Origin of the sequence: Streptomyces sp. NPDC049627 (assembly GCF_044465645.1) — a bacterium.
Classification (GTDB): Bacteria; Actinomycetota; Actinomycetes; order Streptomycetales; family Streptomycetaceae; genus Streptomyces.
Window position 1 is genome coordinate 176,041 of the sequence record NZ_JBITLW010000016.1, and the last position, 22,754, is coordinate 198,794.

Genomic DNA, 22,754 nt, shown 5'->3' on the forward strand with positions numbered 1-22,754 from the left:
ACCGCGACAGTCCCGGCGCGGGGCGCGGTAGGGGGGTGCTCGGTGACCGTGTCCGCATGTGTGACCGAGTCGTGCCGCGCGACCGGCTGCCGTTTCGGCGGCGGTCGGCCAGATCTGCCAGCTCACTGCACGTCCACGGAAAGACAGTCATCCGTGCCGTGAGTGAGAACCCCCCTTTCGAACCGGACCAAGAGCCGGGCCGCCCAGGGGCGGGCGGTCCACCGGACGAGAGGGACCAGACTCATGAGCTCTGTTCTGCGCCCGGCGGTTGCAGACCACGATCTGTCAACAGCCGGCAAGTACCGCCCTGTCTCCACCCATCTGGCCATCGCGCCGCCGGTGAGCGTGGTGATCCCGGCCATGAACGAGGCGGAGAATCTGCCGTACGTGTTCAAGACGCTTCCGGACTGGATACACGAAGTGGTCCTGGTGGACGGCAACTCCACCGACAACACCGTCGAAGTGGCCCGTGAGCTGTGGCCGGACGTGAAGGTGGTGCGCCAGCGCGGCAAGGGCAAGGGGGATGCCCTGAACACCGGGTTCGAGGCGGCCACCGGCGACATCATCGTGATGGTCGACGCGGACGGCTCGGCCGACGGCAACGAGATCCTCTCGTATGTCTCCGCCCTCGTCTCGGGCGCGGACTTCGCCAAGGGGTCCCGCTTCGCCAACGGCGGCGGCACGGACGACATGACCTTCATCCGCAAGCTGGGCAACTGGGCGCTGTGCACGGCCGTCAACCGCAAGTTCGGCGCCCGCTACACCGATCTCTGCTACGGCTACAACGCGTTCTGGCGGCACTGCCTGGACAAGATCGACCTCGACTGCACCGGCTTCGAGGTGGAGACCCTGATGAACATCCGGGTCGTCAAGGCGGGGCTGAAGGTGCAGGAGATACCCAGCCACGAGTACCTGCGCATCCACGGCACGAGCAATCTGCGGGCCGTGCGGGACGGGCTGAGGGTGCTCAAGGTCATCCTGAAGGAGCGCTCGAACCGGCGTGCGCTGCGCCGCCGCAGCGCCGAGGCGCACTCGCCGGTGCTCGAATCGGTTCGGGGAGAGGCGTCTTGAGCGGTCCCGACATCTCCGTCGTGATCTGCGTGTACACCGAGGACCGCTGGGAGGACATCCTCGCGGCCGTCTCCTCGGTGCGGGCGCAGGCGTATCCGGCCCTGGAGACGCTGCTGGTCGTCGACCACAACGAGGCGCTCCTGGACCGGCTGACCAAGGAGTACAAGGAAGCGACCGATGTGCGGGTGCTCGCCAACGCGGGCCCCCGTGGCCTGTCCGCCGGCCGCAACACCGGCATCGCCGCCTCGTACGGCGAGGTGGTCGCGTTCCTCGACGACGACGCCGTGGCCGAGCGCGACTGGCTGCGGCACTTCGCCGCGGGGTACACCGACCCGCGCGTCATGGCCGTGGGCGGGCGCACGGAGCCGGTCTGGGCGTCGGGGAGGCGGCCGGCCTGGTTCCCGGAGGAGTTCGACTGGGTCGTCGGCTGCACCTACCGGGGCCTGCCGCGCGGCCGGGTGAAGGTGCGCAACGTCCTCGGCGGCAACGCCTCCTTCCGGCGTACGGCGTTCGACTTCGCGGGCGGTTTCGCCACCGGCATCGGACGCGACGGCGACCGGCTGCCGCTGGGCTGCGAGGAGACGGAGCTGTGCATCCGGCTCACCCGGGCCAGGCCGGACGCGGTGCTGCTGATCGACGACCGTGCGGTGATCCACCACCGGGTGCCCGAGGTGCGCGAGCACTTCGGGTACTTCCGTACGCGGACCTACGCCGAGGGCCTGTCGAAGGCGCTGGTGGCCCGAAGTGTCGGTGCTGACAAGGGGCTTGAGTCGGAGCGCCGGTACACCACCCGGGTCCTGCCGGCCGGAGTGGCGCGCGGGCTGCGGGACGCCCTGCTGGCCCGCCCGGGCGGTGCGGGGCGGGCGGGCGCGATCGTCGCGGGGGTGCTGACGGCGGCCGGTGGGTACGTGGTGGGGAGTGTCCGGGCGCGCCGGGGCGGCGCCAGGTACTCGGTGGCGGGGCTCGAAAGGGACCCGGGCATCGAAGGGGACCCGGGCATCGAGGGGGAAACGGGCATCGAGGGGGGAAGCAGATGACCGACGGGCGCGTGCCCATTCTCATGTACCACGCCGTGTCCACCTCGCCGAACGACGCCACCCGCGAACTGTCGGTGGCGCCGGAGGCGTTCGCCGAGCAGATGGCGCTGATCGGCGACCTGGGCCTGACTCCGGTCCGCACCGCCGATCTCGCGGCGCGCTGGCGCTCCGGCAGACCGCTGCCCGAGCGGCCGGTGCTGATCACCTTCGACGACGGCTACGAGGGCGTGCACCGGCACGCTCTGCCCGTGCTGGCCAAGCACGGCTTCCCCGCCACGGTGTTCGTCTCCACGGGCTGGCTGAAGGGCCCGCACGACATGGGCGGCGGCCTGGACACCATGCTCGACTGGGACCAGGTCCGCGAACTCGCGGAGGCGGACGTCGAGATCGGCGGCCACAGCCACACCCATCCGCAACTGGACCAGCTCCCGGACGACCGGCTGCGCTCCGAGCTGATCCTGTGCAAGGAGATCATCTCGGACCGGCTCGGCACCGTCCCGGAATCGTTCGCCTACCCGTACGGCTACTCCAGCCGCCGGGTGCGCGAGGCGGTGCGCGAGACCGGGTACGCCCAGGCACTCGCCGTCAACAACCGTCTCGGACGGCGGCGGCAGGGCCCGTATGCCCTCACTCGCCTGACCGTGCGTCGCACCACTGGCATCGAGGAGTTCGGGCGGCTGGTCGAGGGCCGTGCGATCGCCCGCACCTTCGCCCGGGACCGCGCCCTCACCAAGGGGTACGCCCTGGTCCGCAGAGCACGACAGGTTCGCCGGAAGGCCATCCGTTCCCGTGTCTGACACGACGACCACGACCGAGCCCGCCTCGCCCGACACCCAGGCGCCCGAGCAGTCGGGGCGCCGGCTTCGCCTGCCCGGCATGGGCAGGCCCTCCGGGGGCAGTCAGCTGTTCCGCAACGCCTACGCCCTGATGATCAACACCGGCATCTCCGCCGTGCTGGGGCTCGGCTTCTGGCTGGCCGCCGCCCGCTACTACTCCGAGTCCGCGGTCGGCCAGGGGTCCGCCGCGATCGCCGCGATGAAGTTCCTCGCGGGCCTGACGGCGGTGACGCTGACGGGCGCGCTGGCCCGCTTCATCCCGGTGGCGGGCCGCAGGACCGGGCGGCTGATCTTCCAGACGTACGCCGGGAGTTGCCTGGTCGTGGCGGTGGCCGCGGCCGTCTTCCTGCTGACGCTGGACCTGTGGGGGCCGTCGTACCGGTTCCTGGACGGGGCGGCCGCCGGGCTCTTCTTCGTCGTGGCCGTCATCGCCTGGAACCTGCTCACACTGCAGGACGGCGTGCTGACCGGGCTGCGCAGCGCGGTCTGGGTGCCGGTCGGCAACACCGTGTTCTCCGCGGTGAAACTGGGTCTGCTGATGGCCTTCGCGGTGGCGATCCCCGTCGCCGGTGTCTTCGTGTCGTGGGTCGCGGCGATCGCGGTGTCGGTGCTGCCGCTGGGCTGGCTGGTGTTCCGGCGCCTGGTGCCGCGCCATGAGGAGGCGACCGAGGAGCATGCCCGCCCGCCGTCCCTGAAGGAGATCGGCAGGTTCCTGGCGGGCGACTACACCGGCTCGCTGTTCTCGCTCGCGGTGGTCTATCTCATCCCGGTGATCGTGGCCGCGCAGGTCTCCGCCGAGGACAACGCGTACTTCTACATCACGGCGACGATCGGCGGCACCGTCAATCTGCTCGCCATCAACATGGGCGCCTCCCTCACCGTCGAGGGCTCGCACGCCCCCGGACGGCTGGCCGCCAACACCCGGGCCGCGCTGAGGCGCATGGCGCGGATCATGGTGCCGGTCTGCGCGGTCCTGTTCTTCGGGGCGCCGTGGATCCTCGGCGTCTTCGGCCAGGGCTACGCGGACGCGGCGACCCCGCTGCTGCGCTGGTTCGCCGTCGGCGCGCTGCTGCGGGTCGTGATGGAGACGTACTTCGCGGTCCTGCGCGCCCAGAGCCGCACCGCCGGACTAGCCTGGCTGCAGGGCCTGCTGTGCGCCCTGGTGCTCGGCCTGACCCTGCTGCTGCTCCCCCGCATGGGCCTGACCGGTGCCGGCGTCGCCGAGATCGCCGCCCTCACGGTGATCGTCGCGATCGCCGCGCCCAAGCTGTACCGGACCGCGCGGGCGACATCGTCCGAGGTGCCCGAGGACGCGGCCCCCGACGGTGACCTCGCCGACCTGGGGGCGCGCGAGGTGCCCGAGGGGGCGCGGGGACGCATGCCCGGCTGGGCGCTCGACACCGACACGCTCGCCCTCGGCATCCACGTCGACTTCGACCACCTGGAACGCCGGCCCGACGTCCGCCCGGGCCCGGGCACACCGCCCACGGGCACGCCGCGGGTACGTCCCGAACACCGGCCGACCTGGGCCCGCACAGCGGATCTCGGGCTGCCGGTCCAGGACCGCGAGCCCGGCTCGGACGCCTCGCTGGGGCCCGCCGACGTGGACGCGCCGTTCGAGGAGCGCTTCGACGCCGGCAAGGGCGCGGAGGCCGCCGCCCCGGAGGGGCCCGAGGAGGAAACCGCCGTACGGGAGGAGGCTGTCGCACGGGAGCGGGCTGTCGTACGGGAAGAGGCGGCCGTGCGGAAAGAGCCGCCCATGCCCGACGAGGCCGTACGACAGCCCGAAGCGCCGTCGCTCACCTGGCGCGAGCGCCTGCTGCCCACCCGCCTCGGGGTCGTCCTCGGCTGTCTGCTGGCCGCGGCGCTGCTGCTCTACTGGGTGCCCGCGCTGCGGCTCGGCGAGGCCGACCTGGACGGGATGGGCGGCCTCGGGCTGATCTCGGTGCTGCCGACGGCCACGCTGGCCGGGGCCGCGCTGCTGGCGGTGGTGTTCGCCTCCCTGCTGTGGCTGGGCCGCGAGCACCGGGCGTTGCTGCTGGTCACCCTGCTCGCCACGGTCGTGTCGCTGCACTCCCTGCCCGCGCTGATCGAGACCGAGCCACGGTTCGCGACGGCCTGGCAGCACCTCGGCTTCCTCGACCACATCGACCGCACCGGGTCCGCCGTGCCCGACCTGGACGCGCGCTGGAGCTGGCCGGGCTTCTTCGCGGTGACCGCGTTCGTCGCGAAGGCCTGCGGGGTCACCGACCTCACCGAGGTCATCCGCTGGTGGCCGCTGACCATGCAACTCCTCTACCTGGTCCCGATGTTCCTGCTCGTGCGCTCGATGCGGGCGAGCTGGCGCGCCAAGTGGACCGGCATCTGGGTGTTCGTGCTCAGCGGCTGGGTGGGCCAGGACTACTTCTCACCGCAGGGCTTCACCTACCTGCTGTACCTCGTCTTCGCGGCGGTCCTGCTGGTCTGGTTCCGGGCTCCGCGGGTGATCTGGACGAAGTGGCGGCCCGGCGAGCTGGAGGTCGAGCCGACGAACCGGCGGCAGCGGGCCGTGCTGCTGATGGTCGTGACCGGGCTGTTCGCGGCGAGCGTCCCGGCCCACCAGCTCACGCCGTTCGTGATGCTCGGCGTGCTGACGGCGCTCGTCCTGATCGGCAAGTCCGAACTGCGCGGCCTGCCCCTCCTGTTCGGTGTCATGGTGACGGTGTGGATCGGCTTCATGGCCGAGCCGTACTGGTCCGGGCACTTCGACGAGCTCTTCGGCGGGGTCGGCGGCGTCGGCGGCAATGTGTCGTCCTCCGTCTCCGGCCGGATCGAGGGCGGCAGCTCCACCCACAAGCTCGTGCTGTACACGCGCGTGCTGCTGGCCGGCAGCGTGATGGCCATGGCGTGCTGGGGCTGGTGGCGCCGGCGCTTCCACCACTACCGGGAGCGCTCGCTGCTCGTCCTCACCTTCGTGCCGTTCCTGGGCTTCGGCATGCAGTCGTACGGCGGTGAGATGGCCCTGCGCGTCTTCATGTTCGCCCTGCCCGGCGCGGCCCTGCTCACCGGACTCGCCCTCTTCCCGCGTACCGGCGTCACCGCCGAGGAGCGGGAGAAGGACCGGGTGAGCCTCGCCCCGCTGGCCGCGCTGATGGCGGGCCTGGTGCTCATGGGCGGCTTCCTGGTGGCCCGCTGGGGCAACGAGCCGTTCGAGCGGGTGCGGCCCGGCGAGGTCGCCGCCATGGACTACGTGTACGCCCACGACGACCCGAGCCTGCGGCTGCTGTGGCTGACCGGCGATCCGGTCAACGACGTGACGCCGGCGCTGCCGTGGGGCGCGCGGGACATGGAGAAGGTCGAGTACGTGCCGACGCAGGCGCCGGTCGACCCGGTGCTGGTGTCGGGCCTGGTGAAGGCGCTGAAGGACGCGGGTCCGAACTCGTATCTGATGGTCAACCGCGGTCAGGTCACCTATCTCCGGCTGGACGTGGGCTATTCGGCGACCTGGGAGACCCGCCTGATCCAGAACCTGGACAAGCGGCAGGATCTGAAGAAGGTCTTCACCAACGCCGACGCGACGATGTACGCGCTGAAGAAGCAGCCCGCGGGCGAGGTCCCGAAGGCCGATCCCGGGCCGATCGGGCCGCAGGTGACCTGGACGCCGTGGTCCGTGGTCGGCGGGCTCGCCGCTCTCGCGCTGATCGTGCTGCTGATGGCCCGCGAGGTCGTCCGGGTGGCGATGGCGCCGAGCGTGCGGCAGCTGCGGTGGCTGCAGAGCAGCTTCTGGTTCTCGCTGCCGCTGCTGGCGGTGCTGCTGGCTTCGCTGGTGCAGCGGTTCCTGACGATCAAGTGACTGAGCAAGTGACCGGGGTGGGGTGGCTCATCGTTCGAGCCACCTGACCTCGTAGGCCTGCAGCTCGGTCTTCCTTCCGTCGATCTTCACGCTGGTCCGCCGGTCGAGGGTGTTCACGACCAGCGCGACCTCGTCCGTGGCCAGGGCCCGGACACCGGGCTTGTCCAGGGACACCTTCGCGTACTCGGTCCCCGGCCGGAACTCCTTGCCGAACCGGGAGATCAGGTCGTACATGGGCAGCTTCTCCCCGCCGCCCGCGGTGTCGGTCGGCGTCCACAGGCAGCCCGCGCATTCGGGGCCCTTCTCCTCCTCCGGGTTCCAGTAGAAGGCGGCGGAGACACCGCCCTTGGCCAGGGCCATCAACCCGGCGGCCTGGACGGCCACCCGGCGGGTCTCGGACCAGCCCTTGCGCTCGTCGTTGCCGTCGGCGGGCTCGACGTAGTACTCGGCCCACCACAGGGGCAGATCGCCGGTCTGCTCGCGCACCCACCGGCTCACGGCCGTGAACTTGTCGGTGGCCGCGAACTCGTCGGGCAGGAGCTCGTCGTCCCGGGTGTAGCTGGAGCCGTCCACGACGACGAAGTCCGCGCCGGCCTTGTGCCTGTTCCAGTACGCGAAGGCGTCGACGGTGCGCTGGTCGAGGGCGCCCCAGGGGCCGGCGAGAGCCTTCGACGCCTCGTGGGCGCGCGGGTCGACACTGTCCATCACGAGGTACGGTCCGCCGACCATGATGTCCGGGTTGACCTTCTTCAACGCCTTGTGGACGAGGTTGTAGAGCCTGGTGTAGCCCTCGTAGTCCCAGCGGGCCTCGCCGTCGTTCCAGAAGCCCTTGAACTCGTTCCACACGATGAAGTGCCGTACGTCCGGGTAGCGCTTGGCGACGGTCACGGCGAGCGCGGCGAAGTCCTCGAAGTGCTCGGGCTCGGGCGCCGTCTCCAGGGCGGCCTGGCTCCAGTCGGTGTTGCCGACGCCGGCCCTGCCGCCCTTCATCCAGTCGGGGGCGCAGCACAGGGTGACGACGGGCGTACTGCCGGAGGCGCGGACGAAGTCGATGCGCCGGTCCATGTCCTCGAAGTCGTAACGCCCCTTCACCGGCTCGGGGTTGTCCGCGCCCCAGCCCATGATGTGCTGGATCTGCGGCATTCCCCCGGCGTCCGCGAGCCGTCCCTCGACGCGCCGCACGGCAGCGGCGGCGCCCTCGTCGGCGCTGTGCCGGGTGTGGGTGAACCCCCAGCCGACGTCCGGGTTCGTCGCGTCCGGCGTGGCGGTGGGCGTGCCGTGCACCTTGTCGCCGTCGCGTGAGGTGCCGTCGGTGTTCACGCCGTTCCCCGGAAGCGTGTTGAGGAGGGTCACCACCAGGGCCAGAATCGCCGCTCCCACGCCGAGCAGCGCGGTGAGCCGCCACCGCCGTGCCCCCGAATTCCACCCATGACGTCCCATCAAGGACAACGGTAACGGGGGTGACAGTCACCCGGGCAGGTTTCGCACTACACAGCCCTGTAACAGGACGGAGGGGGCACAGAAGGCATACGGCGGACGCATCGGACACGACGCCGACATGAACCGTTGGCGGGACGCAGCACGGAAACCGGGTGCACGGGGGCGCCGCGTGCCGGATCATGGCCGCATGTCTGCGAACCCACACGACGCTCTGCCGATCCGGCTCAACGTCGACGACAGCGACTCGCCGTCCGACGTCGTCGACGCGCTGTTCCTCGGCCGCTTCGCGACGGGCGAGCAGCCGTACTCGCACGCGGTGAACATCGACCGCGTACGGTCCGGAGCGACGCTCCTGCCCCCGGGCGCCCGCGTGCTGCGCGCCGCCCGCGACGACGACCGCAGCGCGACGCTGGCGGAGGGCGACGGCTGGACCCTGCTGATCTCCCGCTGGAACCGGGGTGCCGACGTCACGGTGACGGCGACCAGCGAGGAACTGGCGGCGCGGGTGCTGGGCGAGGCGACGGACGGCGCGGCGGACGAGCCCGAGCCGCAGCCGGAGAACGTGACCATGGGTTTCTGGTACGTCTCCCCCAGGCGCGGCCCGCACCGCACGACCCGGCAGATCTCGGCGGGCACCTGGGACGAGGTGCGGGCCAACTACACCGCGCCGGTGGCGGACGCGATGGACCGCCTGATGAAGACGACCCCGGAGGACATCGCCGGCCGCCTGCTCCTGCTGCACGGCCCGCCCGGCACCGGCAAGACATCGGCGCTGCGGACGCTGGCCCGCTCCTGGCGGGACTGGTGCCAGGTGGACTGTGTCCTGGACCCCGAGCGGCTCTTCAGCGACGTCGGCTACCTGATGGACATCGCGATCGGCGAGGAGGACGCGTCCGGCAAGGGCCGCTGGCGGCTGCTGCTCCTGGAGGACTGCGACGAGCTGATCCGCGGCGAGGCCAAGCACACGGCGGGCCAGGCGCTGTCGAGGTTGCTGAACCTGACGGACGGCCTGCTCGGCCAGGGCCGCAACGTCCTGGTCGGCGTCACCACCAACGAGGACCTGGAGCGCCTCCACCCCGCCGTCGTCCGGCCCGGCCGCTGCCTGGCCCGGATCGAGGTGGGGCCGCTGACGCGCCGGGAGGCGGTGGGCTGGCTGGGCAGCGACGAGGGCGTCGGCCGGGAGGGGGCGACCCTGGCCGAGCTGTACGCCTTGAAGCGGGGCACGTCCCCGACCTCGCTGCCGGAGCCGCGGGACGGGGCGGACGCGGGGCTTTACCTGTAGTGCTTTGATGGACTCATGACCCTGTTCGTCGGGACGTCGGGGTGGCAGTACCGGGACTGGCGGGACGTCCTGTACCCGGCCGACGTGCCCATGCGGCGGTGGCTGGAGGAGTACACCGAGCACTTCGCCACGGTCGAGATCAACAACGCCTTCTACCGCCTGCCGACGCGGGAGAACTTCGAGGCGTGGCGGGACCGGGTGCCGGGGGACTTCGTGGTCGCGGTGAAGGCAAGCCGCTATCTGACCCACATCAAGCGGCTACGGGATCCCGAGGAACCGGTGAACCGCCTGATGACCCACGCGGAGGGACTGGGCAGCCGCCTGGGCCCGGTTCTGCTCCAGCTCCCCCCGACCCTCCGGGCAGACACCCAGTTGCTGGATGCCTGCCTGGCGTGCTTCCCGTCGCGTACGCGGGTCGCGGTCGAGCCCCGGCACGACAGCTGGTGGACGCCGGAGATCCGGGAGGTGCTTCAGGCACGCGGTGCGAGCCTGTGCTGGGCCGACGTGGAGTCCCGTCCCGTGACCCCGCTGTGGCGGACCACCGACTGGGGGTACGTCCGCTTCCACCAGGGCCGGGCACAGGCCTGGCCGCACTACGGCCGCCAGGCACTGGACACGTGGGCCCACCGCATCGCGGACACGTGGTCGGACGCGGAGGACGTGTACGCGTACTTCAACAACGACCCGACGGGGGCGGCAGTAGAGGATGCGATGACCTTCGCGCGGGCAGCGGGGAGAGCGGGTCTGCACCCGACCCGCACCCCGAGACACCTGGCGCACGCCTAAGCAGCCCTGGCGATTCGGCGACGGGTTCGGCAGCGCCGCCAAGGGGCGCGGGGAACTGCGCGACCAGCCACAACGGCGCAGCAGACGAACGACGACCCATCACCCCAACGCCGCCCTACCCCCCGTAAGCCGCCCGCAGGGCATCCCGCACAGCCGTCAACGCATCAGCCTCCGTGAGCCCAAGGCGCCGAGCCCGCTCCACGTACTCCTGCGCAGCCGACGCCAACTGACGCTCCGCTGCCGAGCCGGCGGCAGCCACGAACGTGCCGTTGCGCCCCCGCGTCTCGATCACCCCGTCGCTCTCCAGCGCCCGGTACGCCTTGGCGACCGTGTTCGCCGCCAGCCCCAGCGACTCCGCCAGCCCCCGCACGGTCGGCAGCCGGTATCCCACCGGCAGCACCCCCGACCGCGCCTGCTCCGAGATCTGCGCCCGCACCTGCTCGTACGGCGCCGCACTGTCGTCGATATGGATCTTCAAGGTCACAGGCCGATTGTCCCGCAGCCGCCGGAAAATGAGAGGCACCCCCGGCATCCCCCCACGTACGGTGCCTCATCATGACAGTGATCGTGCGCGAGCTCCGCCCCGACGTCCCGGCCGACACCGAGGGCTTCGCCCGGGTCCGCCGTCTGGCCCTGCCATACATCCTCTTCACCTCGGACTCGGTCCGGCACACCGCGACCCACCTGCACCCCGACGCCCGCTATCGTCCGCTGATCGCGGAGGAGGACGGGGAGGTGATCGGCACTGCGCAGGTCCACCTGGTGCATGACAGCCCGGAGGCGGGCCAGGCCTGCCTGAACGTCTATGTGCGCCCGGACCGGACCCACCGCGGCGCCGGCCGGCTCCTGGTGAAGGCCGGCGAGGAGTACCTGGCGGCACAGGGCGCGACCAAGCTGCTCGCATGGGCCCTCGACGAGCCCGCCAACCATGCCTTCGCCGAGCGGCGCGGCTACACGAGGGGCCGCTCCGGCCACTTCCTGCGGCTGGACCTGGCGAACGGCGCCCTCCCGCCGCTGCCGGCCGTCCCACCGGGCGTGGAACTGCACACGGCCGCCGACTTCACCGACGATCCACGCCCGCTTTTCGAGCTGGACGCGGAGACGGTCCTCGACGAACCCAGCGATGTCGCCACCGAGTTCACGGACTACGAGGCATGGGTCGAGGAGACCTGGAAACACCCGCTGCTGAACCACGAGCTGACCACGGTGGCGGTGGTCGACGGCCGCCCGGCCGCCTTCACCGTCGCGTACACCGACGGCGAGGGCCGCTACTCGACGGCGATGACCGGCACCGCCCGCGCCCACCGCGGCCGCGGCCTGGCCAAGCTCGTCAAGAACGACTCGCTGCGCCGCGCCCGCGCCGCCGGCTGCACGGAGGCGTTCACGGGCAACGACACCGGCAACGGCCCCATGCTCGCGATCAACAAGTGGCTCGGCTATGAGATCTGCGCGACGGAGGTGCGGTATGTCCGCGAACTCGGCTGATCAGACACGCCTGTTGGACGTGGTGCTCGTCAAGGCAGGCCGGACGAAGATCCGTTATCCCGCCGAACTGCTCACCGATGACGGCACCCGCATCGCCGTCCGTGCCCCCTGGTCCGGCGACGGCGTCCGCGACTTCGGCTTCGTCCGCTTCGAGCCGGGCGATGTCTTCACGGAGTACTACTGGCGCGACCGCTGGTACGCCGTGAAGGAGGTCCGCGATGCCGCCGGCGCCCTCAAGGGCTGGTACTGCGACATCACCCGCCCGGCCACGCGGTCCGGCACCGAGCTGGTCGTCGAGGACCTCGACCTGGACCTGTGGCGCTCCGCCGACGGCACGGACGTACGCCGCCTGGACGAGGACGAGTTCGCCGAGAGCGGCCTGGCGGAGACGGACCCCGCGGCCGCGGCCGCGGCGGTGGCGGCCCTGGACGAGCTGGAGGCGTTCGCCACCGTCGAGGGCGGTCTGGAGTCCTTGCTGACGTAGCGGCCGGGAGCCCCGCTGAGCTAGACGGTCGCCACCACGGCATACCGCTCGTCGTCCACGGCCTTCCCCCACAGCAGCTCGTCGTCCGACAAGTGCTCCACGCGCACGTGCCCGGCGATCGGGGCGAGCAGGCCGGTGAGCCGGTCCGCCGGTATGCCGACGGGGCTGACCGTCCCCCACACACCCTCGACGAGCACCAGCCGTCCCCCGGGCCGCAGCAGCCCCACCCAGTGCCGCAGTACGCGCTCGGGGTCGGGCAGCACCCACAGGACATGCCGTACGAGGACGACGTCGAACCGCTCCTCCCCCACCGGCGGCACCGCCGCGTCACCGACCAGGAAAGCGGCGTCACGTCCGGCGAGCTTGGCGCGGGCGAGGCCGACCATCGCCGGGGACCGGTCCACTCCGGTGACACGGTGGCCCTGCTCGGACGCGAGGAGTGACAGGCTGCCGGTGCCGCAGCCGAGGTCGAGGATGTCGGAAGGGCGCCGGGGCAGCCAGGAGTGCATGCGGGAGGCCCAGGCCCGGCGCACCGCCGGGTCGCGCAGACCGTGGTCCGGCTCGTCGTCGAAGACGGCGGCCGCCGCGTCCCAGTCCATGTCCGCGTCCCAGCCCATGTCCCCGTCCATGTCCCCGCCCATGTCCGCCCCTGTGAGGGCGTCTTCACCGTTCGTCATGGGCCAAGAGTGACACCCGCCACTGACAGTCGATTCGTGACAGCCGCCACTGACAGGACCAGCGGCGATGAGGAACTCTCCCCAAAAGGGTCTACCTCCACAAGAACGAGGAACTCGGTGGACCCTGAAGGAGGCAGCCATGCGCCGTGCGACCGTGCAGAAGCCCCTGAAGAGGAAGTCGGATGCCCGCCGGGTCCGTGAGGAGGCCGACGAGCGCCCCTCGGGACGACCCGAGGTCCGCAAGGACATCGCGAAAACCTGGTGGCCGGACGGCTGAGACGCCCTGCCGCCCGCACAGAACCACTCACGTCAGAGCCGCTTGCGGTAGTGGACGCGGTCGTACGGGCCGTCCACGCGCCGCTCGACGACCTCGTAGCCGTACTTCGGGTAGATCTTCTGGTTCTCCCACATCAGCGCGTTCGTGTAGAGCCTGACCTCGGGCAGGCCGAGCGCACGCGCGCGTGCGTCCACGAAGTTCAGCAGCCGCCGCCCCACGCCCTTGCCGTGTGCGTCGGGGTGGACGGCGATGCTGTCGAGGAACAGATGGTCCGCGTGCGTTTCGAGCACGACGAGCCCGATCACGGGATCGCCCGTCACGAACACCTTGCCCGCGGCGACGTTCGCCGCGTGGTCCGCCTCCATGGGCACGGGGACCACCCCGATGCGCTCGATGTAGTGCGTGTAGGCCGCGTCGGTCACGTCCTTCACGGCCGGGACGTCGGCGGCCGTGGCGGGCCGGATCTCCTCGCTCGTCATGGCGTGCACGCTACCTACCTGATCTCAGTCTGAGCACTCCCTTAAGGCGACCCTAAAGATCGCCGCGAACCCCCTGCGACAGGCGATTTCACGGTTTCTTGGATCCGGCACACCCCAGCTTCCGGTTCCGAGGAGATCCCCCATGCCCGCACGCCGCAAGGCCGCCACCGTCGCCGCCCTGGGCCTGACCCCGCTCGCCCTGACCGCTCTCGCCACCGCCCCCGCCGCGGCGCACGGCGCGATGGGCGACCCGGTCAGCCGGGTCTCCCAGTGCTACGCGGAGGGCCCGGAGAGCCCGAAGTCCGACGCGTGCAAGGCGGCGGTCGCGGCGGGCGGTACGCAGGCCCTCTACGACTGGAACGGCATCCGCATCGGCGACGCGGCCGGCCGGCACCAGGAGCTGATCCCGGACGGCAAGCTGTGCAGCGCGAACAGCGCCGAGTTCAAGGGCCTCGACCTGGCCCGGGCCGACTGGCCCGCGACGAACGTGAGCAGCGGGTCGTACACCTTCAAGTACCGCGTGACCGCCCCGCACAAGGGCACCTTCAAGGTCTACATCACCAAGGAGGGGTACGACCCCACGAAGCCGCTGGCCTGGGACGACCTGGACCTGGCGCACCCGGTGGCGACGGCCACCGACCCCGCGGCCTCGGGCGGCTTCTACACGTTCTCCGGCTCCCTGCCCGAGCGCTCCGGCAAGCAGCTGCTGTACGCGGTCTGGCAGCGCTCGGACAGCCCGGAGGCCTTCTACTCCTGCTCGGACGTCAGCTTCGGCGGCGGAAGCGGGAGCGGGAACGGGAACGGGAACGGGAACGGCGCCGACGACGACAGCTCCGGCGGCGGCGCGCCGGCCCCGAGCGCTTCCGCGCCCTCCGAGGAGCAGATCGAGGACGGTGCCGACAAGTCGACCATCGAGCACCACGGCCACGGCGACCAGGACGCCAGTACGTCGGCGGAGCCGGTGGCGGCCGAGGAGGCGCAGTCCTCCACCCCGGCCAACCGGCCGAAGGCGGCCGGCGCCGGCGAGAACCTCGCCGAGACCGGCGGGGACGGCAGCACGGCGTATCTGGCGATGGGCGGTGCGGCGACCCTGGCGCTGGGCTCGGCGGTCCTGTTCATGTCGGTGCGCAGGCGGGCGGCCGGCGGCGCGCGTCACGGCCGCTGATCCCAGAGCTCCGGGGCCTGACCGGCGGCTCAGGCCGGTCAGGCCCCGGCGGTGTGTTCCGCGCTCGCATGCTTACGCACTCACGTGCTCAACCGATCGCGGACGCGCAGGTGGTGGGGGTGGCGTGGGCGGGGTCGAGCGCGTTGGCCACCTCGTGGAAGGCGATCCGGTCGGTCAGGCCCAGGAAGGCGTGCTCGGAGATGTCGACCGAGCACAGGTCCTGGATCAGGACGTTCTTCACGTCGGTCCCGCTCAGGAACTGGCTCCGGTACGGCGTGACCACCTCGTCGTACCGGGTGGCGATGACCGTGTAGCGGACGCCGGGGACGGTGTCGCCGCCCGCGTTGAGCTTGGTCATGAACTCGGAGCCGACGACCTGCTGGGCGAGGGCGGGAGTGGCGGTGGTGAGCAGGTCCTCGGCGCCCGGGAAGTACGGCAGCAGGTTGGTGAGCCCCGACAGCGTGGTGCCGTGGTTGTTGGGCGCGATGCCGACGAGGGCGTTCACCTTCGCGGCACCGCCGAGGAACTTGAGGTAGTAGCGGGGCATCATGCCGCCCTGCGAGTGGCCGACGAGGTCGGCCTCGGCGGCGCCGGTCGCGGCGAGGACGTTGTCGACATAGGCGGACAGCTGCTCCGCCGACTTGTCGATGGGGCCGAGGGCGTGGAAGAACGGCACGCCCGCCAGCTGGCCGTAGTCGAGGGAGAAGACGCAGTAGCCGCGGCCCTTCAGATAGGGCGCGAGTCCGAGCCAGTTGTCGACGGAGTTCGCGAACGTGCCGTGCACGAGGACGACGGGGCGGGGATGGGCGGCGGACGGCTTGCAGGAGTAGTCGTTCCAGCCACTGCTCGAGGTCGCCGCCGCTTCGGCGGCCTGGGCGGTGGTGGCGGCGGGGACGACGGCGACCGCGGTGGTCAGCAGCAGCGCGGCCAGGGGTCTGAGCACTCGTTTCCAGGGCAGCATCGGGTGATCTCCTTGCGGCTCAAGGGAGGTGCGACTGCCTTACGCCCTGTGATCCGGATCACGAGGATGCTGTTCACTCGTCAAGTTACGGGCGAGTAGTAGACGTGTGAAGTTACGCGTCAGTAAAAACTTTCAGTGATAACCAGTCACCAGGAAGGGCGCAGGGGGCCGTCGGGCGCGAGACGCAGCAACTGGCGGAGCAGCGCGCGGACTTCACCCTCCCCGACCAGCCCGCTCCACTCGCGTACGACCTCCGCGGCCGCCTCTTCCGCGGCCCGCGTGCAGGCCCACCCGCGCTCGGTCAGCACGACCAGGCGAGCACGCGCATCCCGCGGATGCGGCCGTCGCTCGACGTAACCCTTGCGCACGAGCTCGTCCACGAGCTGACTGGCGGCCTGCTTGGTGACCCCCAGGTGAGCCGCGAGATCGGTCACCGTCGCACCGTCCGGCGCGAGCCGGCTGAAGGCGAATCCGTGCGCCGGCCGCACCTCGAAGCCACGGGCGACGACCCCGTCGTTGATGCGCTTGGTCAGATCGCCCGCGGCGGCGAGCAGGGCGGCGGTCAGGGCCAGGGCCTCGGAGTTCTGCACGCCTGCATTGAAACACCCTTGACGGATTGGTCAAGCAGCTTGACTATGGCTTCATATAGTCAAGCTGCTTGACCATCTGCCGACAGGAGGCCCCCATGCCCGTAATCCGCGCATCCGAAGCCGTCACCCACGAGATCCACGGCGCCCGCTTCGTCTCGTACGCCACTCCCCTCACCGGCAGCAAGGAACTCTGCGCCTGGCGCGGTGAGATCCCGGCCGGGACCAAGGCTCCCGCCCACACCGTCAACCGGGAGGAGATCCTCCATCTGCTCGACGGCGAACTGCTGATCACGCTCGACGACCGCACCGACCGGATCACACCCGGCGACACCCTGATCATCAACCCCGGCGCGACCCTGACCGTCGAGAACCCGACCGACCGGACGGCGGTCACCTGGGTCACCACGTCCATCGGCCTGACGGCGGAGCTGGCCGACGGCACACGGATCACGCCGCCGTGGGCCAACTGAGCTCTGCACGGCGGGCGAGCGCCCCCGGCATCACCGCATGCGGCCCGAACTTCGCTCGCGCGCGGTCCGCGACCTCCTCGATGCGGCGGGCCTTCTCGTCGAGCGGGTCGAAGGTGAGCTGGTAAGAGGCCTGCTCGGCGGGGTCGAGGCCCTCGGCGCGCAGGGCGAGGGCCCGGACGCGGGCGCGCTGGAGACCGAGCGCGTCGTACATGCCGTACGCCGCCCTGGTCAGTGCCGGCGAGTGGGCCGTCGGCTCCTTCAGCGCACGGCTGCGGGTCGTCGAGGAGCGGTCGGCGTAGCGGACGGTGAGGGTCAGGGTGCGGCAGACCTTGTCCAGGGCGCGCAGCCGGGCACCCAGTTCCTCGGCGGCGGAGAGCAGGGCGCGGTGGTGACGGGCGGGGTCCAGCTCGTCGCGGGTGAAGGGCCGTTCGGTGGCGAGCGAGCGGGACACGGCGTTCGGCACCACCCGGCCGCGGTCGACGCCGCCCGCCCTCTCCTGCAGCTCACGGCCGGCCTTCGCGCCGACCAGCCGCTGGAGCGTGGACAGGGGTGCGGCGGCGACCAGGCCCAGGGTGTCGAGGCCGTACTCGCCCAGGGTGCGGGCGGTCGCGGCACCGACGCCGGGCAGCGCGGCGACGGGTTTCCCGGCGAGGAACTCCGCGATGGCGTCCGGCTCCTCGGGAACGGCGCAGGTCACCCCGGGCCGGGCGTCCCGCAGCGCGACACGGGCCAGCATCGGCCCCGGCCCGGCGCCGATCACACAGTCGACCCCGTGACGGGCGAGGGCGCGCACCCGGATCACCGACGCCAGCTCGACCGCGTCCCGCCCGAAGTACCGCTCGGCGCCCCGCAGATCGGCCAGCGCCCCGTCGGGCGGCAGCGCCTCGACGACCGGCGTGAAGTCCTCCAGCAGTCCGAGCAGCCCCGGCAGGGCCGCCTCGTCCGCCGGCGGCAGCTGGAAACGTACGCAGAGGATGGTCATCCCGCACTCCCCGGACTCTGGTGCCACAACTTCCGTATCTGTGAAGGCTCTTGACCCGCCGGTCGCAGATCGGCCCACGGGTTCAGTTCGTATCCGGTGGGCATTTGGATTCGCCGGCCGCGCGCCGGATCTCCGCCGTCCCCCGTCGCCCCCGGCACCGGTACCGGCTCCGCCAGCCGCGCGGCCACCTCGTCCAGTCCGCCCTCGGCGCGCAGCTCGATCAGCTCGGCGAGATTCCAGGCGGCGGCGCCCACCACGCTCAGGCTGCGCGGCCCGCGCCGCTGCACCACGCCCCGCACCAGCAGCAGCCAGGAGTGGAAGACGGTGTGGGCACACGCGTCGTGCGAGTCGTCGAAGAACGCGAGATCCACCAGCCCCGTCCCGTCGTCCAGCGTGCTGAAGATGACCCGCTTGCCGGACCGGATCGGCGGCGTCTGGGTGGCCGCCTTGGCCCCGGCGACCAGCACGGTCTCGCCGTGCCGCGCCTCCCGCAGCCGCCGCGCCGAGACGACGCCCAACTCGTCGAGGAACGCCCGGTGGTCGTCCATCAGATTGCGCGAGGCATCCATGGACAGCACCCCCAGCTCGGCACTGAGCCGCTCCGCCGAGCTGAGGTCGGGCAGCCCGGCCGCGGCCGTCTTCCGCCCGCCGGCCAGCGGCAGCTGTCCCCCGCCGCCGCCCCTGGCACCCCGGTGCAGCTCGGTCAGGTGCAGTTGCAGATCACGCCGGTTGGCCCCGAAGGCGTCCAGCGCGCCGACCTGCGCGAGCCGCCCGGCGAGCGGCCGACTCGGACGGCCCCGCTCCCAGAAGTCGAGCAGCGAGGCATACGGCTGCCCGTCCGCGATCCGCTGCGCCTCGGCCTCGCTGATGCCGTGCACGTCGGAGAGGGCGAGCCGCAGCCCCCAAGTCCCCCCGGAACGCCCAGATTCAGACACCAGTTCGATACGGTGTGCGACTCCCGACACATTCACGTCCAACGGCAGGATCGGCACCCCACGTCGCCGCGCGTCCGCCAGCAGCAGCCGCTTCGGATACATCCCGGGATCGTGCGTGAGCAACCCGGCGTAGAAGGCGGCCGGATGATGGGCCTTCAGCCAGGCCGACTGATAGGTCGGCACGGCGAAGGCGACCGCGTGCGCCTTGCAGAAGCCGTACGACCCGAAGGCCTCGACGATCTCCCAGGTCCGCCGGATCGTCTCCGCGTCGTACCCCTTGGCCGCCGCGTGCTGTGCGAACCACACCCGGATCCGCCCCTGCGACTCGGGATCCGACAGCCCTCGCCGCACCCGGTCGGCCTCGTCCCGCCCACAGCCGGTCATGATGTGCACGATGTCGATGATCTGCTCGTGGAAGACGACGACGCCGTACGTCTCCCGCAGCGGCCCCTCAAGATCCTTGTGCGGATAGCGAATGGGCGCCCGCCCGTGCCGCGCCTCGATGAACGGCCGCACCATGTCGGCGGCGACCGGCCCGGGCCGGAACAACGAAATATCCACGACCAGATCGTGGAAGGTGGCCGGCTGAAGCCGCCCGACCAGATCCCGCTGCCCCGGCGACTCGATCTGGAAGCACCCGAGCGTCTCCGTCGAACGAATCAGCCGGTACGTCGCCGGATCACCGTCCCCCCGCTCGAAGTCGAGCGCGTCCAGATCGACCCGCTCCCCCGTGACCCGCTCCACCTCCGCGACCGCGTGTGCCATCGCCGACTGCATCCGCACGCCCAGCACGTCCAGCTTGAGCAGCCCGAGGTCCTCGACGTCGTCCTTGTCGAACTGCGACATGGGGAGGCCCTCGCCGCTGGTCGGCATGACCGGCGTACGGGAGAGCAGGGAGGCATCGGAGAGGAGCACCCCGCACGGATGCATGGCGATGCCCCGCGGAAGGGCGTCGAGCGCCTCGGCCAGCTCCCACAGCTTGCCGTACTTCTCCCGCTCCCCGGCCAGTTGCCTCAGCTCGGGCAGCTCGTCCAACGCCGCACGGGCGTCCCGCGCCCGGATGTGCGGGAACGACTTGGCGATCCGGTCCACCTCAGCCGGATCCATGGACAGAGCGGCACCCACGTCCCGGATCGCATGCCGCACCCGATAGGTCTCCGGCATCGAGACGGTCGCGACCCTCTCCCTCCCGAACCGGTCGATGATCGCGCGATAGACCTCAAGCCGCCGCGCGGACTCCACATCGATATCGATATCGGGCAGAACCAGCCGCCGCTTGGACAGGAAGCGCTCCATCAGCAGCCCGTGCTCCACGGGATCGGCGTGCGCGATGCCGAGCAGATGATTGACGAGCGACCCCGCACCGGACCCCCGCGCGGCCACCCGGATCCCCATCTTCCGTACGTCGTCCACCACCTGAGCAACCGTCAGGAAGTACGAGGCGAACCCGTGGTGGGCGATGATGTCCAGTTCCTGATGCATCCGCTCCCAGTACGCCCGCCGCCCGTCATAGCCGCGCAGCACCATGCCCGCCACCGCCCGCGAGGCGAGCGCCCGCTGGGCGGTGCGCTGTCCGGCACCGACGAGATACGGCTCGGGAAAGTGGACGCTGCCGACACCGAGGTCGTCCTCGGGGTCGACGAGACACTCGGCGGCCGCCGCCCCGGTCTGCTCCAGCAGCCGGTACGCGGTGTCGCGCCGGAAACCCGCGGCCTCGACGACCCGCTCGGCGACCCGCCGCATCTCCCCCGCGTCCTTGAGCCAGGCCTCACCGGAGTCCAGTTCCTTGGTGGAGTCGATGGGCACGAGCCGACGCGCGGCGTCCAGCACATCGGCGACCGGCCCCAGGCCGGGATCCGCATACCGGACGGCGTTGCTCAGCACGGGCCGCACGCGCTGCTCGGCGGCGAAGCCGACGGTACGGGCGGCCAGCCGCAGCGAGCCCGGACCAGTCCCCTTCCGCCCGTGCCATACGGCCTCCAGCCGCAGGGAGTCGCCGTAGATCTCCCGCCAGGGCACCAGCAGCCTGGCCGCCCGATCGGGACGACCGGCGGCGAGCGCACGCCCGACATCGGACGCGGGGCCGAGCAGGACGATCAGCCCGTCTCCCCGGTTGTCCCCCCGGGGCAGCATCGGCGGCCCCTCACCGGCATGCGCAGCCGAAACGATTCGGCACAGATCGGCCCATCCCCGGGCCCCGTCCCGGGCGAGAAAGGTGACCCGAGGCGTCGACTCATCGACAAAGGCGCCACCCCGCACGGGAGCGCGCCGCCGCGCGGAGCCACCCGCCGCCGAGAGCTCGAACTCCTCCACGGCCAGCTCCACCCCGAACAACGGCCGCACCCCCACCGCCGCGCAGGCCTTGGCGAACCGGACCGTACCCCCGAGCGTGTCGCGATCCGTCAGGGCCAGGGCATCCATGCCCCGCTCGGAGGCACGCTCGGCCAGCCGCTCCGGATGCGAGGCCCCGTACCTCAAGGAGAACCCGGAGGCGGTGTGCAGATGCGTGAACCCTGGCACACGCACCTCCCGCACTCATGAGCCCGGGACCGGCCCTCGAACACCGATCCTCGAACATCAGTTCCCAACTCTCCCACCCCCACCATAGACCATGTCCGGCCCCTTTCTCGAACACTCGTACGACATCCATTCAGCCGCCTCCCACCTGCGCAAATACCCCGCGCCCCGGACCGTGGGGGCATGACGCAGACCACCGGCGCCGACACTCCCCGCAACCCCTTCCTGGCCGAAGTGAAGGACGCCGTCACCCCACGAGCCACACTGCTCGTGATCGGCACGGTGGCCCTGGCCCTGCTCTTCATCGCCTCCTACGTAGGAGCACTGCACGACCCGAAACCCAAGGACGTGCCCTTCGGCGTCGTGGCCCCCCAAGCAGCCGCCCAGCAAGCGGTGACCAAACTCAAGAACCTGCCCGGCGACCCCCTCGACGCCCGCGCCGTGACCGACGCGGCGACGGCCCGCAAGCAGATCCTGAACCGCGACATCGACGGCGCCCTGCTGATCGACCCGACAGCCACGACCGACACCCTCCTGGTCGCCACCGGAGGCGGAAGGGTGCTGGCCACCACCCTGGAGACCCTCCTCACCACCCTCGAAAAGTCCGAGGCCCGCACACTCCGCACCCTCGACGTGGCCCCGGCCGATCGCCAGGACGCCAACGGCCTCTCGTCCTTCTACGTGACCGTGGGCTGGTGCGTGGGCGGCTACCTCTGCGCCTCGATCATGACGATCAGCTCGGGCGCCGGCCGCCCCACCCCGAGACGCTCGGCGATCCGCCTCATCTCCATGGCCCTGGTCGCCATCACCGGCGGCCTCGGCGGCGCCCTGATCGTCGGCCCGATCCTCAACGCCCTGCCCGGCAGCATCGCCGCCCTCTGGGGCCTCGGCGCCCTGATCATCTTCGCGGTGGGCGCGGCCACCCTGGCCTTCCAGGCCACCTTCGGCCTGGCCGGCATCGGCCTGGTCATCCTGATCATCGTCATCCTGGGCAACCCCAGCGCGGGCGGCGCCCTCCCACCCCCGCTGCTCCCCCCGTTCTGGAGAGACATCGGCCCAGCCCTGCCCCCGGGCGCCGGCACCTGGGCAACCCGCTCGATCGCCTACTTCAAGGGCAACGACATGACCGCCTCGCTCCTGGTCCTCTCGGCGTGGGCGGCAGCGGGCGTCGCGGTCACACTCCTGGCGGCCTGGCTGCGAACGGGCAGGACGACGAAGGCGCGGTAGCACGCGCACCCCCACCGGCTCGCAGTCGCGTACGGCGGAAGGGGACGCGCCGGGGGTGTCCGCCCGCAGCGGCGGGCGTCAAGAAACAGCACCTCTTGAGACTCGGCAACCGCCCGACCGAGGACGGACACCCCCCGGCGCGGGGCCCCCCCCCCCCCCCCCCCCCCGGCCCGGCCCCCCCCCCCCCCCCCCCCCCCCCCCCCCCGCCCGAACCCCCCCCC

General features: G+C 71.5%; 20 protein-coding genes. 12 read left to right on the forward strand and 8 right to left on the reverse strand.

Annotation, left to right across the window (positions count from 1 at the left end):
• Positions 1-243 precede the first annotated feature (243 nt).
• From ACIBU0_RS36730 to ACIBU0_RS36745, 4 genes are read left to right on the forward strand one after another with little or no spacing between them, the layout of a single operon-like run.
• A complete protein-coding gene (locus ACIBU0_RS36730) occupies positions 244-1,071 on the forward strand; it encodes a glycosyltransferase family 2 protein (RefSeq protein WP_398827408.1) in 828 nt (275 codons plus the stop codon).
• A complete protein-coding gene (locus ACIBU0_RS36735; protein ID WP_398827410.1) occupies positions 1,068-2,108 on the forward strand; it encodes a glycosyltransferase family 2 protein in 1,041 nt (346 codons plus the stop codon). Before ACIBU0_RS36730 ends, ACIBU0_RS36735 begins: the two co-directional genes overlap by 4 nt.
• Complete coding sequence (locus tag ACIBU0_RS36740; protein WP_398827412.1) at positions 2,105-2,905, forward strand: polysaccharide deacetylase family protein; 801 nt, start codon at positions 2,105-2,107, stop codon at positions 2,903-2,905. Before ACIBU0_RS36735 ends, ACIBU0_RS36740 begins: the two co-directional genes overlap by 4 nt.
• Complete coding sequence (locus ACIBU0_RS36745; protein ID WP_398827414.1) at positions 2,898-6,776, forward strand: lipopolysaccharide biosynthesis protein; 3,879 nt, start codon at positions 2,898-2,900, stop codon at positions 6,774-6,776. The genes ACIBU0_RS36740 and ACIBU0_RS36745 overlap by 8 nt, the downstream gene beginning before the upstream one ends.
• A 27-nt stretch (positions 6,777-6,803) precedes the next feature.
• Here ACIBU0_RS36745 and ACIBU0_RS36750 read toward each other — a convergent pair whose 3' ends face one another.
• Positions 6,804-8,216 carry a xylan 1,4-beta-xylosidase gene (locus ACIBU0_RS36750; RefSeq protein ID WP_398827416.1) on the reverse strand — a complete coding sequence of 471 codons (1,413 nt, stop codon included), beginning with the start codon at positions 8,214-8,216 and terminating at the stop codon, positions 6,804-6,806.
• Positions 8,217-8,403: 187 nt separating this feature from the next.
• Here ACIBU0_RS36750 and ACIBU0_RS36755 point away from each other — a divergent pair, with 187 nt between their 5' ends.
• Both ACIBU0_RS36755 and ACIBU0_RS36760 read left to right on the forward strand, forming a co-directional pair.
• Positions 8,404-9,498, forward strand: coding sequence for a DUF5925 domain-containing protein (locus ACIBU0_RS36755; protein ID WP_398827417.1), 1,095 nt, complete (start codon positions 8,404-8,406; stop codon positions 9,496-9,498).
• 15 nt (positions 9,499-9,513) lie between these two features.
• Complete coding sequence (locus ACIBU0_RS36760; protein ID WP_398827419.1) at positions 9,514-10,284, forward strand: DUF72 domain-containing protein; 771 nt, start codon at positions 9,514-9,516, stop codon at positions 10,282-10,284.
• Positions 10,285-10,399: 115 nt separating this feature from the next.
• Here ACIBU0_RS36760 and ACIBU0_RS36765 read toward each other — a convergent pair whose 3' ends face one another.
• Positions 10,400-10,768, reverse strand: a complete 369-nt coding sequence (locus tag ACIBU0_RS36765) for a GntR family transcriptional regulator (protein WP_398827421.1) — start codon at positions 10,766-10,768, stop codon at positions 10,400-10,402.
• A gap of 71 nt (positions 10,769-10,839) precedes the next feature.
• Here ACIBU0_RS36765 and ACIBU0_RS36770 point away from each other — a divergent pair, with 71 nt between their 5' ends.
• Both ACIBU0_RS36770 and ACIBU0_RS36775 read left to right on the forward strand, forming a co-directional pair.
• A complete protein-coding gene (locus ACIBU0_RS36770) occupies positions 10,840-11,769 on the forward strand; it encodes a GNAT family N-acetyltransferase (RefSeq protein WP_398827423.1) in 930 nt (309 codons plus the stop codon).
• Complete coding sequence (locus tag ACIBU0_RS36775; protein ID WP_398827425.1) at positions 11,750-12,253, forward strand: DUF402 domain-containing protein; 504 nt, start codon at positions 11,750-11,752, stop codon at positions 12,251-12,253. The genes ACIBU0_RS36770 and ACIBU0_RS36775 overlap by 20 nt, the downstream gene beginning before the upstream one ends.
• A gap of 20 nt (positions 12,254-12,273) precedes the next feature.
• Here the strand turns inward: ACIBU0_RS36775 and ACIBU0_RS36780 are convergent, their stop codons facing one another.
• Positions 12,274-12,882, reverse strand: coding sequence for a class I SAM-dependent methyltransferase (locus ACIBU0_RS36780; protein ID WP_398827562.1), 609 nt, complete (start codon positions 12,880-12,882; stop codon positions 12,274-12,276).
• A 187-nt stretch (positions 12,883-13,069) separates the two neighbouring features.
• Between ACIBU0_RS36780 and ACIBU0_RS36785 the strand changes: the two genes are divergently transcribed.
• The gene (locus ACIBU0_RS36785) at positions 13,070-13,207 is read left to right on the forward strand and encodes a hypothetical protein (protein ID WP_398827427.1); all 138 of its coding nucleotides are present in this window, start codon (positions 13,070-13,072) and stop codon (positions 13,205-13,207) included.
• A gap of 32 nt (positions 13,208-13,239) precedes the next feature.
• Here the strand turns inward: ACIBU0_RS36785 and ACIBU0_RS36790 are convergent, their stop codons facing one another.
• Positions 13,240-13,686, reverse strand: a complete 447-nt coding sequence (locus ACIBU0_RS36790; RefSeq protein WP_398827429.1) for a GNAT family N-acetyltransferase — start codon at positions 13,684-13,686, stop codon at positions 13,240-13,242.
• Between the two features lie 142 nt (positions 13,687-13,828).
• Here ACIBU0_RS36790 and ACIBU0_RS36795 point away from each other — a divergent pair, with 142 nt between their 5' ends.
• Complete coding sequence (locus ACIBU0_RS36795; RefSeq protein ID WP_398827431.1) at positions 13,829-14,851, forward strand: lytic polysaccharide monooxygenase; 1,023 nt, start codon at positions 13,829-13,831, stop codon at positions 14,849-14,851.
• An 88-nt stretch (positions 14,852-14,939) separates the two neighbouring features.
• On the opposite strand, the gene ACIBU0_RS36800 is transcribed toward ACIBU0_RS36795, so the two are convergent.
• Positions 14,940-15,812 carry an esterase/lipase family protein gene (locus ACIBU0_RS36800; RefSeq protein WP_398827433.1) on the reverse strand — a complete coding sequence of 291 codons (873 nt, stop codon included), beginning with the start codon at positions 15,810-15,812 and terminating at the stop codon, positions 14,940-14,942.
• 146 nt (positions 15,813-15,958) lie between these two features.
• Positions 15,959-16,402, reverse strand: a complete 444-nt coding sequence (locus ACIBU0_RS36805) for a MarR family winged helix-turn-helix transcriptional regulator (RefSeq protein ID WP_398827435.1) — start codon at positions 16,400-16,402, stop codon at positions 15,959-15,961.
• Positions 16,403-16,497: 95 nt separating this feature from the next.
• Between ACIBU0_RS36805 and ACIBU0_RS36810 the strand changes: the two genes are divergently transcribed.
• A complete protein-coding gene (locus tag ACIBU0_RS36810; RefSeq protein ID WP_398827437.1) occupies positions 16,498-16,872 on the forward strand; it encodes a cupin domain-containing protein in 375 nt (124 codons plus the stop codon).
• Here the strand turns inward: ACIBU0_RS36810 and ACIBU0_RS36815 are convergent.
• Together ACIBU0_RS36815 and ACIBU0_RS36820 are read right to left on the reverse strand one after the other, a co-directional pair.
• On the reverse strand, positions 16,850-17,854 hold the full coding sequence (locus ACIBU0_RS36815) for a DNA polymerase thumb domain-containing protein (RefSeq protein ID WP_398827439.1): 1,005 nt from the start codon (positions 17,852-17,854) through the stop codon (positions 16,850-16,852). The genes ACIBU0_RS36810 and ACIBU0_RS36815 overlap by 23 nt on opposite strands.
• Positions 17,851-21,309, reverse strand: coding sequence for a DNA polymerase III subunit alpha (locus ACIBU0_RS36820; RefSeq protein WP_398827441.1), 3,459 nt, complete (start codon positions 21,307-21,309; stop codon positions 17,851-17,853). The genes ACIBU0_RS36815 and ACIBU0_RS36820 overlap by 4 nt, the downstream gene beginning before the upstream one ends.
• A gap of 180 nt (positions 21,310-21,489) precedes the next feature.
• Between ACIBU0_RS36820 and ACIBU0_RS36825 the strand changes: the two genes are divergently transcribed.
• The gene (locus ACIBU0_RS36825) at positions 21,490-22,533 is read left to right on the forward strand and encodes a DUF3533 domain-containing protein (RefSeq protein WP_398827443.1); all 1,044 of its coding nucleotides are present in this window, start codon (positions 21,490-21,492) and stop codon (positions 22,531-22,533) included.
• The last annotated feature ends 221 nt before the right edge of the window (positions 22,534-22,754 follow it).